General features: G+C 40.6%; 12 protein-coding genes. 7 read left to right on the top strand and 5 right to left on the bottom strand.

The features are described 5' to 3' along the window. Positions 1 to 155 precede the first annotated feature (155 nt). The 4 genes from xerD to thrC all read left to right on the top strand — a co-directional run bounded on the left by xerD (position 156) and on the right by thrC (position 4,735). Positions 156 to 1,073, top strand: a complete 918-nt coding sequence (xerD, locus tag IMO47_RS09950; protein ID WP_196077018.1) for a site-specific tyrosine recombinase XerD — start codon at positions 156 to 158, stop codon at positions 1,071 to 1,073. 125 nt (positions 1,074 to 1,198) lie between these two features. Then, on the top strand, positions 1,199 to 2,011 hold the full coding sequence (locus IMO47_RS09945) for a DsbC family protein (RefSeq protein ID WP_196077017.1): 813 nt from the start codon (positions 1,199 to 1,201) through the stop codon (positions 2,009 to 2,011). Positions 2,012 to 2,136: 125 nt separating this feature from the next. After that, entirely contained in the window at positions 2,137 to 3,441 is a 1,305-nt protein-coding gene (locus IMO47_RS09940; protein ID WP_196077016.1) for a homoserine dehydrogenase, read from the top strand. A gap of 154 nt (positions 3,442 to 3,595) precedes the next feature. Beyond that, positions 3,596 to 4,735: a threonine synthase gene (gene thrC / locus IMO47_RS09935; protein ID WP_196077015.1), complete on the top strand. Its 1,140-nt coding sequence runs from the start codon at positions 3,596 to 3,598 to the stop codon at positions 4,733 to 4,735. 225 nt (positions 4,736 to 4,960) lie between these two features. Here thrC and pbpG read toward each other — a convergent pair whose 3' ends face one another. Continuing rightward, positions 4,961 to 6,013, bottom strand: coding sequence for a D-alanyl-D-alanine endopeptidase PBP7/8 (gene pbpG, locus IMO47_RS09930; RefSeq protein ID WP_196077014.1), 1,053 nt, complete (start codon positions 6,011 to 6,013; stop codon positions 4,961 to 4,963). A 232-nt stretch (positions 6,014 to 6,245) separates the two neighbouring features. On the opposite strand from pbpG, the gene IMO47_RS09925 reads away from it, so the two are divergent. From IMO47_RS09925 to IMO47_RS09915, 3 genes are read left to right on the top strand one after another with little or no spacing between them, the layout of a single operon-like run. Further along, positions 6,246 to 6,881, top strand: coding sequence for a response regulator (locus tag IMO47_RS09925; RefSeq protein ID WP_004718392.1), 636 nt, complete (start codon positions 6,246 to 6,248; stop codon positions 6,879 to 6,881). Positions 6,882 to 6,917: 36 nt separating this feature from the next. Continuing rightward, positions 6,918 to 8,486: an ATP-binding protein gene (locus IMO47_RS09920; protein ID WP_196077013.1), complete on the top strand. Its 1,569-nt coding sequence runs from the start codon at positions 6,918 to 6,920 to the stop codon at positions 8,484 to 8,486. A 17-nt stretch (positions 8,487 to 8,503) separates the two neighbouring features. Continuing rightward, positions 8,504 to 9,919, top strand: coding sequence for a sigma-54 dependent transcriptional regulator (locus tag IMO47_RS09915; protein ID WP_196077012.1), 1,416 nt, complete (start codon positions 8,504 to 8,506; stop codon positions 9,917 to 9,919). Positions 9,920 to 10,081: 162 nt separating this feature from the next. Here the strand turns inward: IMO47_RS09915 and IMO47_RS09910 are convergent, their stop codons facing one another. From IMO47_RS09910 to lptF, 4 genes are all read right to left on the bottom strand, one after another. Then, positions 10,082 to 11,254 carry a S41 family peptidase gene (locus tag IMO47_RS09910; protein ID WP_196077011.1) on the bottom strand — a complete coding sequence of 391 codons (1,173 nt, stop codon included), beginning with the start codon at positions 11,252 to 11,254 and terminating at the stop codon, positions 10,082 to 10,084. Positions 11,255 to 11,282: 28 nt separating this feature from the next. Beyond that, positions 11,283 to 12,830, bottom strand: a complete 1,548-nt coding sequence (gene gpmI, locus IMO47_RS09905) for a 2,3-bisphosphoglycerate-independent phosphoglycerate mutase (protein ID WP_196077010.1) — start codon at positions 12,828 to 12,830, stop codon at positions 11,283 to 11,285. 155 nt (positions 12,831 to 12,985) lie between these two features. Further along, on the bottom strand, positions 12,986 to 14,056 hold the full coding sequence (gene lptG / locus IMO47_RS09900) for an LPS export ABC transporter permease LptG (RefSeq protein ID WP_196077009.1): 1,071 nt from the start codon (positions 14,054 to 14,056) through the stop codon (positions 12,986 to 12,988). Next, entirely contained in the window at positions 14,056 to 15,156 is a 1,101-nt protein-coding gene (gene lptF, locus IMO47_RS09895; protein ID WP_196077008.1) for an LPS export ABC transporter permease LptF, read from the bottom strand. The genes lptG and lptF overlap by 1 nt, the downstream gene beginning before the upstream one ends. Positions 15,157 to 15,241 lie beyond the last annotated feature (85 nt).

Below are 15,241 nucleotides of genomic sequence, written 5' to 3'. Positions count from 1 at the left end.
CTAAAATGAATACGATATATAGTTTATTATACATACAAATGAGAATAATTACCAAGTAAGGTTCATTACAATTCTCATTCACCTTAGATATTCGACTTCTTTATTTTTTTAGTCTACATTCTTCTCATAAAGACGCTCTAAACTTTGCTAAGACCATGTTAAATAAGAAACCACGTATTCCAACTGCTGTTGTCATTCCTGAAAATTTAAGCTTTTTACAAGGTTTTCGTGATTATTTAATTGCTCAAACGGTCAGTCCGCATACAAGAAATGCCTATTTATCCGACTTAATTCAATGTAGTGAATGTGTAAATGCTTATTTACCCGATTGGACACATGACGATATTTCCGATGTGCTGATCGAGCTGACCAAACAGGGTAAAAGTCCGCGCTCGATTGCGCGCTCACTTTCAGCACTCCGTTCATTTTTTAAATTTTTACGTGAGCAAAAGATTCGTCTTGATAATCCGGTCGCCATTCATAAAACCCCAAAACTTGGACGAGCACTACCGAAAGATTTATCTGAGCAGGATGTAGAATTATTGATTCAAGCACCTGATGTGAGTACAGCATTGGGCTTACGTGACCGAGCCATGTTTGAAGTACTCTATGCCTGCGGACTACGTGTATCTGAGCTTTTAAATCTAAGACTCGATTTGATCAATTTAAAACAGGGTTATCTCCGAATTACAGGTAAAGGCAACAAAGAACGTTTGGTTCCTTTAGGAGAGGTCGCTTGTGAATGGGTTGAACAATACTTAAATGCTTCTCGACCTCAGCTCTATAAGTCAGCAACCGATTACTTATTTTTAACCCAACACGGCGGTATCATGAGTCGACAGAACTTTTGGTATGCAATTAAACGTTATGCTTTGCAAGCGGGTATTCAAGCAGAATTATCCCCACATACGTTACGGCACGCCTTTGCAACACACCTCCTCAATCACGGTGCTGATTTACGTGTGGTGCAGATGCTCTTAGGGCACAGTGATCTCTCCACCACCCAAATCTATACCCATGTGGCTCAGGTGCGTATGCAGCAATTGCATGAAAAATATCACCCACGTGCTTGAGATTTTCAAATTAAAGCCATACTGATAATTTACATCCCTTAATCAAGTTTTAAAGTATGGCTTTCATTTTTTTGCTATGCTAATTCCCCACACAATAATGCTGAAGAAACATAAAAGAGTTATTTATGCAATTGAATCGTTCAAAATTGATGTTGGCTTGTCTGATTGCAAGCACGATGGCAGTGAGTGCTTGTTCAAAAACGCCAGACTCAAAAAAAGATGACACTTTGACTGCAACAGCACCCGCAACTGGTGAGGCATCAAATTTAACTGAACGTGACGCTAAACAACGCCTCATCCAAACACTCCAAGCCAATTTCAAGAAAGCCGGTGTAAATGCCAAAATCTTGGATGCCAAACCGACTGAAATGCCAAATCTGTATTGGATCAGCATGGAAGGAATGAGCTCTGTTTATGCAACTGCTGACGGTAAATTCCTGATCCAAGGCGATGTCATTCGTTTAGGGGGTGAAAAACTCAGTAGTATTGGTGACAAACTTCAAGCGGCTGAAAATAAAAAACACTTTGCAGATTTAAATGTTAAGGACCTCCTGGTTTATCCGGCACAAGGTAAAGTTAAACATGTGATTTATGTGTTTACCGATGCGAGTTGCCCGTATTGCCATAAACTTCATGAACATATTGGTGAAATCACGGCAAAAGGCATTGAAATTCGCTATATCCCTTGGCCTCGTGGTGAACAGTTTATTCCAACCATGGAAAGTATTTGGTGTAGTGCGGATCGCCATAGTGCCTTCAATCAAGCTATTGCAGGTACAGCACTTCCACCTGCAACATGTAAAAATCCAGTTCGTGATCTCTACGCTTTAGGCTTAAGAATGGGCGTAAACGGTACCCCTGCAATCTACAATGCAGAGGGTGAATATCTGGGCGGTTATATGACAGCTGATGAAATTGAAAGCCGTTTAAATAAATAATTTTTATCAGTAAATTTACTATTATTTATAGCTCAATATAAAGATGCGCCAGACTCTAGAGTCTGGCGCATTTTTTAGCTATGATCTAAGCTTAATACAATTTATATGCATAATTGGAGTGTGACGTGAAACCAGTTCGTCTGGCAATACTCGGTCTAGGAACCGTAGGCGGTGGAGCCCTTAAACTACTACAAGAAAACGCTGCTGAAATTAGACGTCGCACCGGTCGAGAAATTGAAATTACCCACGTAGGCACCCGTCGTCCACGTCCAGATCTAAATTTACCTGCAAGTGTGAAGCAAAGTGCAGATCTGCTAGAGATCGTGCGCCAACCTGATGTAGACGTTGTGGTTGAAGTTATGGGCGGGATTCATCCTGCTTATGAAGTGATTATGGAAGCCATCAAACATGGCAAACAAGTGGTTACGGCGAATAAAGCCTTACTGGCTGAACATGGCAACGAACTTTTTAAAGCTGCTGATGATCATCATGTACAGATCGCCTATGAAGCAGCAGTTGCGGGGGGTATCCCGATTATCAAAGTCATTCGTGAAGGCTTGGCTGCCAATAAAATTGAATGGCTAGCAGGAATCATCAATGGTACAGGCAACTTCATCCTCACTGAAATGAGTGAAAAAGGCCGCGCCTTTGCCGATGTCCTTAAAGAAGCACAAGAACTCGGCTATGCAGAAGCTGATCCAACATTTGATGTGGAAGGCATTGATGCAGCACATAAGCTTACGATTCTTGCATCATGCGCATTTGGTATCCCTTTACAGTTTGACAAGGTCTATACTGAAGGAATTACCAAAGTAACCGCACAAGATGTTAAATATGCAGAAGAACTTGGTTATAAAATCAAGCATCTGGGGATAGCACGTCGTTCAGCAAAAGGCATTGAATTGCGTGTTCATCCAACGCTGATCCCTGAAGAAGAACTTATTGCCAATGTCAATGGTGTAAAAAATGCAGTACTGGTACAAGCCAATGCCGTAGGTCCAACACTTTATTATGGTGCAGGTGCTGGTGCTGGTCCAACTGCCTCTGCTGTTGTTGCAGATGTTGTGGATATTGTCCGTGACATCATCTATACAGAAGATGGTTCAGGGACAATTCCACAATTGGCTTTTGAAGCACTTTCAGACTTGCCTATTTTATCCAGCGATGAAATGACCACAGGCTACTATTTGCGTTTAAATGCTGAAGACCAAACTGGTGTACTTGCAGATGTCACTACCATCTTGAGCCGTGCAGGAATCAGTATTGATGCAATCATGCAGCAGCCGCGCTTAAAAGATTTGATCCCGATTGTGATTTTGACTGATCCAATCGTAGAATCAAAAATGAATGAAGCAATTGCTCAGATTCAAGCCTTACCTGCTATTCATGGCGAAATCGTACGAATTCGTTTAGAATTGCTCGATAACTAATCGGATTTAATCCGCCCCTCATCTGCATCGATAACAAAGATGCAGATATATTCGTCATTTCAAACCGATCAAATGGCGAATTCAGCTTCTCTGATCAGAGGCTAGAGGCGAAAAGAATACCTTTATTTGCTCTACATACAACTGGAACACCATCATGTCTAATGCCAATCGCTATACAGGACTTGTTGATCGCTATCGTGACCGCCTCCCCGTATCTAAAACTACACGTGCTATTTCTTTAAATGAAGGCAATACGCCCCTGATTAAATTAGACAACATTCCACGTCTTATTGGCAAAAATGTTGAAATTTATGTGAAATACGAAGGTTTAAACCCAACGGGTTCATTTAAAGACCGTGGTATGACCATGGCTGTGACCAAAGCAGTTGAAGAAGGTTCTAAAGCGATTATCTGTGCATCTACAGGGAATACCTCTGCAGCCGCTGCTGCTTATGCCGCACGTGCAGGAATCAAAGCATTTGTCTTGATCCCAGAAGGCAAAATTGCCATGGGTAAAATGGCTCAAGCAATGATGTACGGTGCGATTACCATGCAAATCCGTGGTAATTTTGATGACGGTATGCGTCTGGTAAAAGAAGTCGCAGATAAAGCACCTGTGACCATTGTAAACTCGATCAATCCTTACCGTTTGCAAGGTCAGAAAACCATTGCTTATGAGATTGTAGAAGCATTAGGTCGTGCACCTGATTACCACTGCCTGCCGGTAGGTAATGCAGGAAATATCACTGCACACTGGATGGGCTACACTGAAGCAGTTGCAAACCAAACCGTTGAAGAGTTTGAACAAGTGGTTTATGACCCTGAAACTGATCAGTTTACAGGTCCAAATCCTGAAGGTCGTCCTGTAATGGTGGGCTATCAAGCTTCAGGGGCTGCACCATTCCTGCGTGGTGGACCAGTTGAAAATCCAGAGACTGTTGCAACAGCAATCCGTATTGGTAATCCACAAAGCTTTAATCATGCAAAAGCCGTTGTGCGTGATTCAAAGGGTTGGTTTGATGAGTTAACTGATGCTGAAATCTTAGAAGCACAACGTTTGCTGTCTATGTATGAAGGTGTATTTGTTGAGCCAGCGTCGGCTGCATCGATCGGCGGTGCAATCCGTGATATTAAAGCAGGTAAAATCGCTGAAGGTTCTGTAATTGTATGTACTGTGACAGGTAATGGCTTAAAAGATCCAGATACAGCCATCAAACAATGTGAAGATGCCGTGATGTTATCGATTGATGCAACCCTCAATCAAGTCCGTGATTCGATTCTTTCTAATATGTAAGAAATCTTTCTTATGATAAAAGACCAGTTGCTCGCAACTGGTTTTTTATTGCCTCAACTCAACAGTTATTGGCGACCGTTTGTCATCTCCATTTGTCTGCCTGTTTACCATTGACTCATTTTTAAAATAGAAACATATCACTTCACTCATCAAATCCAATATATACGCTTTGTTGAAATACAAAAAAAGCTCTTCATATTGAAGAGCTTTTTAAAATCCAAATACTTAAATACGTTTAGGCAAATTACTTACCCAATTCAACAAGTTGGTTGCATCATTGGTACGCGCCTGCGATGAGCTTGCCCCCAATAAGACAACAACAGCCGGACGACTATTCACAGTAGTATGCATCACTACGCAACGCCCTGCCTCATTGATATATCCTGTTTTGGAAATATTGATATTCCATCCACCATTACGAACCAGTGCATTGGTATTATTTGATTTAAGGATGCGATAGCCCAAATTAAAGTCATAATGTGCTGTGGTAGAGAATTGGCGAATCAGACCATACTGAGCTGCCGCACTTACCAAAATGCCTAAATCACGTGCAGAGGAGACATTGTGTGGATCTAAACCTGTAGACTCGACATAACGTGTAGAGGTCATGCCCAGTTGACGTGCTTTCGCATTCATCGCCGCAATAAATGCTTGACGCCCACCTGGATAGGTACGTGCCAAGGCTGCCGCTGCCGGATTTTCAGACTTCATCAATGCTACAAGTAACATTTCAGCACGATTCATGCTATCGCCAACTTTTAAAGTTGAACTTGAGTTCTTACCACCTGCCCCTGCAAAATCAATCTGTTGAAGTGTAATCTCTTCGGACATATTCAAACGTGCATCTGCCGTAATTACTGCAGTCATCAACTTGGTAATGGAAGCAATTGGCATCGAAGTATTGGTATTTTTACTGTAAAGCACTTCACCCGTTGTTGCATCCATTACCAGCGCAGCACGAGCATTGACTGAAGGTTGACTGTTATAACTATTGGTATCATAAATCTGCACGGACCTATTGGTCAGCGTCGTTGGTGCAGCATTTGATGGACGAATTGTTGTGGTTAAAGTGGTTGAGCCTTTAGGTGAAATGTCTTCACCATCATCATCTACAGAGTCGCCATTTAATAACTGGCTTGCGTCGGAAGATGACCAACTTACACTCGCTTGTCCGCTTCCCCCTGAATTCATGATGATTTCAGCAAAACTTGTTGAACTCAAACTGAGTAGTACTGACAGACTCAGCACATGCATTAACGTTTTTTTTGGTTTTTTCACGATAACTTACTCACCTCAGGGAGGTATTCACAAACTTGCTAATTACCTCAAATATGACTTACATTTACACTCAAACGTGACTATATTAAAACGAATATTTCAATCACAATGTATTGTGCGCAAATATTGAATAGATATTAGGAATAGGATTGCCAATTTTGTTATGTCATTGCAAGTCTTTTTTGCTTTATGTAACAAAAATGTTGATATTGGAAAATTTAAGGAGGTGTAAGTGATTACTGTTTTAGTGGTAGATGACCATGAATTAGTAAGAACAGGCATCTGCAGAATGTTAGAAGATCAGACTGATATTCAAGTCATCGGACAAGCAGAATCTGGTGAAGAAGCCATTACCATTGTAAGGCAGCAACACCCTAATGTCGTTCTTTTAGATGTCAATATGCCCGGTATCGGTGGTGTAGAAACGACACGTCGTTTATTACAGACCGCACCTGATACCAAAGTTTTAGCAGTCAGTGGTTTAGCTGAGGAACCCTATCCGTCTCTGTTACTCAAGGCAGGTGCCCGGGGATATATCACCAAAGGTGCGCCCATTACAGAAATGGTTCGCGCAATCAAAAAAGTCATGCAAGGTGGCAAATACTTTAGTGCGGATATTGCAGAGCAACTTGCCAGCTCATATTTATCAGATACCCAAACTTCACCTTTCGACGCACTTTCAGAACGAGAAATGCAGGTTGCGATGATGGTGGTGAATTGTGTCAGCGCCCAAGAAATTTCAGACAAACTTTTTGTGAGTGTAAAAACGGTCAATACCTATCGCTACCGTATCTTTGAAAAACTGGGACTTGATAGTGATGTCAAACTCACCCATCTTGCCATACGTTATGGTCTGATTAAACCATAAATCTTATCAAACAATGATCTGCCTTTGAGTGTTAGTATGTCGTCTACGGTATCTGTTCCTATTTATCAAACAATTTACCGTCTAGGCACACTCTACTCAGGTTATCGATTGATTATTGCCTTTTGTTTAATCATTATTTTTCTGATTACCTTAGAAAATCAACCTGTTCACTACGAATATCCAAGCCTATATTTTTATTCGATCGCGACCTTTACCATCATTGCAGCACTGCAAATGATGCTGCTGAAATTTTATCCTCATGGCGTTGCTCAGCAGTTTATTGGCTTTTTTATTGTTGATATTCCATTCCTCAGCATTTTGGTATTTGCGCTGAATGGTCCAAACTTAGCCATCAGTATTTTATTTGTGATCGCTGTTTTTACTGCAAATTTTTTACTGAGCAAAAACAAAGCATTATTCATTACTTTAGTGTCTGTCATTGCCATTATCTATCAGCAATTTCTAGGCAGCTATTTTGATTTTTCTAATTTAAATAATATCAGTAACAGTGCCTTATTGGCTTTCCTGTTTTTTATGGTGTACGGAATCGGACAAATTGCAATCAACCGATTTCAGGTTCTTGAGTCCTTAAATACTTACCAGTCTTTAGAGCTTTTTAAGTTACAAAATATCAACCGCTACATTTTAGAACAAATCGAAGTCGGTTATTTGGTACTCGATGAAAAGTGCAAAATTATTGTCAGCAATCCTGCTGCATGTTCGCTTTTAGGGATATCGCCACTGTATGCACATGAGCAATACCACCTGTCCAATTTCCAACCTGATCTGTATGAAATTTTAAAAGATGCCATGTTACGAGATGGTGAACGTTTTCAGTTTGAATCACAGCAATCCTCTTTTACCGTTGATATTCGGGTACAAAAGCTGATCGTTCCACATCAGGCACTCACACTTCTTGTACTTGAAGATGCACAAAAAATTAATCAAAAAGTACAGCAGCTTAAGCTTGCAGCATTGGGGCAATTATCAGCAAGTATTGCCCATGAAATTCGCAACCCACTCGCTGCGATTGCACAGGCAAACGATCTTTTTCTGATGAGTGATGAACAGCAGCAAGCCTTACTCCATCAAATGATTACCAAGCAGACTGTCCGTATTAACAGTATTATCAAAGATACCTTAGATATGGCAAAAAACAAAAAAACCCATACCAGTCAAATCGACTTGCCAGTATTTTTAGATGATTTATTGCGACATGATTTAAGTGATGCTCAAGCTAAAATCAAAACTGAAATTGAAGCTGATCTTTTGATTTATTTTGATGATTCTCAACTTAGGCAAGTCCTTGTCAATCTATTGCGTAATGCATTACGCCATAATGATCAAAATGCGGAATACGTTTTGGTCAAGGCATTTAAAAATGACATGCATATTTGTATAGATGTGATTGATTATGGGAAAGGTGTCACAAAACAAGACCTTTCACAATTATTTCAGCCATTTTTTAGTACCGAAATCAATGGAACTGGTTTAGGATTGTACCTATCGCAAACTATATGCGAAGCAAATCAAGCGAAATTAATTTACGTTGAGCAAAAACAACAAGGGGCATGCTTTCGTATCGAATGCCCACGCATGGATTAGATTAGGTTTTTGGGGATATGACTACACGACAACCATTGGTGTTACTTGTAGATGATGAACAAGATTTATGTATGCTGATGCAAATGAGCTTATCGCGAATGGGCATCAAAACACATATGGCGCATCATTTACAGCAAGCCAAATATTTTTTTAGTGAATATAAATATGATGCCTGTATTACGGATTTAAACCTGCCTGACGGGAGTGGTTTAGATTTGGTCAAACATGTATCTCAACATTATCCGAAAACGCCTATCGCTGTACTCACAGCATATGGCAATATGGAAATCGCAATTGCATCGCTTAAAGCTGGGGCTTTTGATTTTGTCAGTAAACCTATCAATCAATTGCATTTACAACAACTTTTACAAAAAGCCCTGCATGTTCCACAGTTGAATGAAGCAGTCACCAAAGCACCCATTGAAGAATCCATGCTCATTGGCGATTCACAAATCATTCGTAAATTAAGAGAATCGATCAAAAAAATTGCCCGTTCACAAGCGCCTGTATTTATTACTGGCGAGTCTGGCACTGGAAAAGAAGTGGTCGCAAATCTTATTCATTTACTCAGTAACCGCAGTGATAGTCCATTTATTGCAATCAACTGTGGCGCAATCTCTGAAGAATTGATGGAAAGTGAGCTCTTTGGACATAAGAAAGGCTGTTTTTCTGGTGCAACTCAAGATAAACAAGGACTGGTTCAAGCTGCCAATGGTGGCACCCTGTTCTTGGATGAAGTTGCCGAACTGTCTTTAGCCATGCAGGCTAAACTTTTGCGTGCCGTTCAAGAAAAGAAAATTCGCCCTTTGGGCAGCGATACAGAAATTGAGGTTGATTTTCGTATCATCAGTGCAACTCATCAAAATATCGAAGCACTGGTTGAACAAGGCAAATTCCGCCATGACTTGTTTTTTAGAATCCATGTCATGGATATTTCGCTCCCACCATTACGTGATCGTGAACATGATATCTTGATTCTAGCCAATCATTTTATTCAACAAATTTGTACTGAATGGCGAATTCCGAGTAAATCATTTACTGAGGCCGCCAAAGCATTTCTTTTGCAGCAACATTATTCGGGTAATGTTCGTGAACTGCGCAATATTATTGAAAAAGCCATCACGATGTGTGATGAGGATTCTATCGATATTCAGCAACTTCAGCCTGCACCGCAACGGAGTAGCATCAACAAAATCGAATCCCTTGAGTCTTCCCCAACCAATCATACGGCGATTGAACTTCCGAACAGAGCATCCAACATTCCAAAAGAAGGTTTGGAACAATATCTGGAAAATGTTGAAAAAGAAGTTCTATTATCGGCATTAAATCAAACGCATTGGAATCGTACCTTAGCTGCGAAAAAACTGGGTATGACCTTCCGTTCTCTACGTTACCGTTTGAAAAAATTTGGCTTAGATACAGATGATGAATAGTCAAAGCAAAGGGGAAACTTTGCACCTAAAACACTATGGCTTGGCATTTTTACGGCTGTCGAGTCGATAATTCTCTAGATCAGCATTGTCGCTTTACAGAGAAAACAGCATAAAAAAGCTGCGCATTTAAATGCGCAGCTTTTTTATGCCATTCACATCCGATCAGCGATGTTTTAGTAATTGGTCTGCAACATTGTTTAAATAAGTTTCTTCTTTTTGATCCAATGCCCAAGGATATTCCCAGTTCGGACGAATCCCCTGTCCATCAATCATATTGCCATTCGGGGTATAATAATGCGAAACAGTCATCTGTAAAGCTGCACCATTTGGCAATGGAAATAGCTTCTGTACCACGCCTTTGCCATAGCTTTTTTCACCAGCCACCCATGCACGTTGATGCTCTTTCATGGCAGCAGTAAATACTTCAGCAGCTGAAGCAGAACGGCCATTGATCAAAATGCCCAATTTAATATTAGAAAACTCATCACCTGGTAGGGCTTGAAACTGTTGGTTTCCTTCGGAACGACTTTTGGTGGAAACAATAACACCTTGGCTTAAAAACAGATCTGCTGTTTCAACAGCTGCGGAAAGCAAGCCGCCTGGATTATTCCGCAGGTCAAATAAAACTGCTTTAATTTTTTGAGTGCTATATTCTTCAATTAATCGCTTGATTTCATTTGCAGTATCTTGTTGAAAAACTTTAACTTTAAGTACCAAGACCTGATTATGCAACATTACAGGTTCAATATCAGCAACATCAAGCTTACGATTTCTGACCACAGTGATTGCAGGGCTTTTCTCATTCAGCTGTAACTGAAAGGTAGATCCAATCGAACCATGCAGCAAGTCTTCGACTTGTTCAGCATTTAAATTTTTCAGTTCTTGATTTTCAATTTTAAAAATGGTGAATCCATTTTTTAAACCTAATTTAAATGAATCAGCGTTTTCTCGTAAATTCTGAATTTTCCACTGATGAATATGACTATCAAAACCCAATTCAAAGTCAGCTGTTGCAAGATCACTTTCCGTATATTGCATCAATTGTTTATATTCTTCAGGGCTTAAATAGCGCGAATAACGGTCTAAGCCACCGACCAGACCCTTAATGGCTTGTAAGAACAGTACATCATCTGGTTTTTCTTGAACATAATTGTCTTTGACAATGCCGTAAATCTGAACAAATTGTTCAATTGATTCAATCGGAACTTCTGCAATGCTTTCCTCAACATCACCATCAAAATCAAGTGCGGCAGCATTTTCTGCTGCCCAAACGGAATGGCTCCCACAAGTTAATAATCCTGTTAATACAAAAACATACTTCCAAGCTTGAACCATTCCCGCACCTAAATTTTAATAATGATATTTAGACTTTCAATGTAATTAAATTGCGACCTTGCATGTCTTGTGGTACAGGAAGCTGCATTAAAGTTAAGATTGTTGGAGCAACATCTGCAAGCACGCCGCCTTCTGCAATTGTTGCTGAAGTAGGACCAACATAAATAAACGGTACAAGTTCTGTAGTATGTTGAGTATGTACCTGACCACTCACATAGTCCTGCATTTGCTCAACATTGCCATGATCAGCAGTAATCAGCATATGTCCATGTTTTGCCATAACAGCTTCATACAAACGACCCAAACTCACATCGACTGCTTCAACAGCTTTAACTGCTGCATCAAATACACCTGTATGCCCGACCATATCACCATTTGCATAGTTCACGACCAAAAGATCAAACTCACCGGAGTTAATTGCCTCGACAAGTTTGTCGGTCACTTCAGGTGCACTCATTTCTGGTTGTAAATCATAAGTCGCGACTTTAGGTGATGGAATCAAAATACGCTTTTCACCAGGATACTCATCTTCACGCCCACCGCTGAAGAAGAATGTCACATGCGCATATTTTTCTGTTTCCGCGATACGCAATTGAGTTTTACCTAAAGATGAAAGGTACTCACCAATTGAATTTTTTAATTCTTCTGGCATATAAGCCACAGGCGCATCAATAGTTGCCTGATAGCGTGTCAGCATGACAAACTTTGAAAGTTGAGGGACCACTTTGCGCTCAAAGCCAGCAAAATCTTTTTCTACAAAAGCTTTGGTAATTTCACGGGCACGATCCGCACGGAAGTTCATAAAAACAATGCTGTCGCCATCTTGAACTTTTGCGATGTCGCCGATACGCGTTGCTTTTACAAACTCATCATTTTCATTCGCCGCGTAGGCTTGTTCTAAACCTTCAGTTGCTGAATCAACAACGCGCAAAGCTTCACCTTCCGTAATTAAGCGATAAGCTTGCTCTACACGATCCCAACGGTTATCACGATCCATTGCAAAGTAACGACCTATGATTGTCGCAATACGACCTTGTTGAGGGTATTGCGCAAAGATCGCGTCCAATTTTTCTAAAGAAGGTTTTGCACTGCGTGGAGGGGTATCACGACCATCTAAAAATGCATGCAAATAAACTTTTGCACCACGTTTTAAAGCCAACTCACACATTGCAATAATATGATCTTGATGTGAATGTACGCCACCTTCAGACAACAAGCCCATAATGTGGACAGCGCCATTTGCCGCTTTGGCTTTTTCTACGGCATCGACCAATACTTCATGTTCAAAAAAAGCACCCGTACGAATGTCTTTGGTAATGCGAGTGAAGTCTTGGTACAACACACGACCAGCACCCAAATTCATGTGCCCGACTTCTGAGTTACCCATTTGACCGTCTGGCAAACCCACATCTTCACCAGAACCTGAAATTAAACTATGCGGATGCTTTTCTTGCATCATGGTTAGATTTGGCGTTTTTGCTGCTAAAAACGCATTATCTTCGACCGCTTCACGATGACCCACACCATCCATAATCACCAGAACGTGAGGGATTTTGCCAGCAGTTGCATCCGTCATGATTTACACTCTTTTTACTGTTTACAAATTAATCGTCATATCTTACCGTTTTTTTACGGCAGACTCTATCCTCAGACAATGGCAATAACCGCTTGCCACGATCTAAAATTCTTGTCTCATTCGCTGTAGTTTACCCTGCTCTCAGTATCGAGTTATTATCGAGCGCGATACAATAAATAGCTCCCTATACCAAACATAAATACGATCGGTAAAAAGACAAACCATGCTGGTGATGGAGCATAAATCAGACTGGCATAACCTAAAAAGTCCTGTACATAATAGAATGCCAAGCCCACAAATAAGGCGATCACCAAACGGAATCCCATGGATTGCTGACGCAAAGGTCCAAAAATAAATGAACAGGCAATCAAAACCAGTGCCAGCAAGGCAAAAGGCGAACCAACATTTTTCCAGAAAGCCAACAGATAGGTTTTCGGTACTTGGCTGTATTCATGCATATAATCCATAAAACTTAACAACTGACTTGGTGCTAAATCTTCTGGATCAATTGTTACCATATGGACATATTTAGGCTGTAGTGCAAGCGCTAGATTCTGCTGATTTTGATCAATCACCTGTGCTTGACCATTGGCAAGTAAATTGACTTGAGCCGTCTGTTTTAAATTCCATTGCCCTTCTTTTAAAAACTGACCTTCTTCAGAATTGAGCAAAGATTTCATTCGATAGTTTTCATCGAAATCCACCACCTGAACTTGTTTCAACGTCCCTTGTGAATTGGCATAGTCAATATAGATAAATCGTTGCCCTTCACGTGTCCAATAGCCTTTTACTTCACCCAGTGCAGCGACGCTACGATGACTTTTAATACTTTTGGCTTGCTCATTGGTATAAGGAATAACAAATTCACTTAAAGCAAAAGAAAGCACCACCAAAAGCATCGCTGAACGCATCACCCATCCAACAATACGCCATAAGCTAATGCCTGCGGCGCGCATGACGATCAACTCACTATTTGATGCCATAGAGCCTAAACCTAAAACAGCACCGATCAAAGCAGCAATGGGAAGAATTTCATAGAGATAACGAGGTGCGCCCCACAAAACATACTGCAATGCATTCCACGCTGTATAATTGTCTTTTAAGCTACTGAGCTCACCTAAATACGTGAATAAAATCTGCAGAATGGACAGCACAGCTGTTGCGCCTAGCATAGCGAGTACGGTGGTTTTGGTCACATGTTTTGCGACAATTCTACGTGCTAACATTATGATTTCACTCGCTGTATTTGCTTCTTAATCTTAGGTGCCAACTTCTGCTTTCTTGAAAATAAAGCAGCGGCAATCGCATAGAACAAGAGTATTGCAGGATATGCCCAGATCCCGACTTCATCTTTGCTGATCCTTGTTCTAATCGCCATTAACGCCACAATCAAACTGGCAAAAATCAATAAGGCAGGGAAGAGTTTAAGGTAGCGACCCTGACGTGGGCTGACTTCGCATAAGGCTGTTGCCAGCATGAGTGCTACAATCATTGAAAATGGTACAAATAACCGCCACCCCAATTCACTCTGGATGACTGGATCATCTTTATTTTCAAGTAATTTGCCAAAACTTAGTGCTTCAACTTCATCACTTTCAAACTTTGCTTCTTTATTATTTTCTAAACGTAAACGGTAGGTTTGGAATTCCGTTTGACTATATTTCGGTGTTCCTGGATAAATTTCATAGCGTCGACCTAGAACCAAGTCTACAACACTTGCGGTTTCATTGGCCATTTCCACACGTGTCGCTTCTTTCGCTAAAATCATTACATCAGGTTTACCCTCTTTCTCTGCACGCTGATAAAAGAAAATATCTTTGAGGTTTTTTCGATCTTCAGACAGAGAGCCGGCATAAATCGTATATGCGCCCGATGAAATAAATTCTCTGGGTCGAACTAAATCAAATCCGGTTCGCACAGCTTGGGTAGAAACCAATTGCTCATACTGACGAATTCCCCAAGGTGAAATCCAGATCATTAATGCACTTTGTACAAACAAATAAACAATGGTCAATGGAATTAATAATCGAGCAACCTGAATGCGACTGATCCCACTGCCATTGAGCACTGCCATTTCATGATCAACATATAAACGGCCAAAAACCAACATCAGCCCGATAAAGAAACCCAATGGAAGAATTAAGGTCAGGAACTCAGGTAAACGAAATCCAATAATACTCAAGAGAATACTTGGATCTACACGCCCCATTGCAGCACGACCAAATTGCTTAATCAGTTGCCCACCCATCATGATGAGTGTCAATAATGCAACCACCACTAAGGAGGTCGAAACGACTTGTTTGACAAGGTAGCGTCGAATAATCAAATTAATCTTCCAAATAAGGGTAGTATCATGACGTAGCGCTAGTTTACCCGAAGTTAAAATTATAAAACTAGATTGAAATTCTACC

This window comes from Acinetobacter sp. Res13-Abat-PEC15-P4-01 (genome assembly GCF_015676285.1).
In the GTDB taxonomy this organism is placed as follows: Bacteria; Pseudomonadota; Gammaproteobacteria; order Pseudomonadales; family Moraxellaceae; genus Acinetobacter; species Acinetobacter nematophilus.
This window is presented reverse-complemented; position numbering and strand designations above follow the sequence as displayed.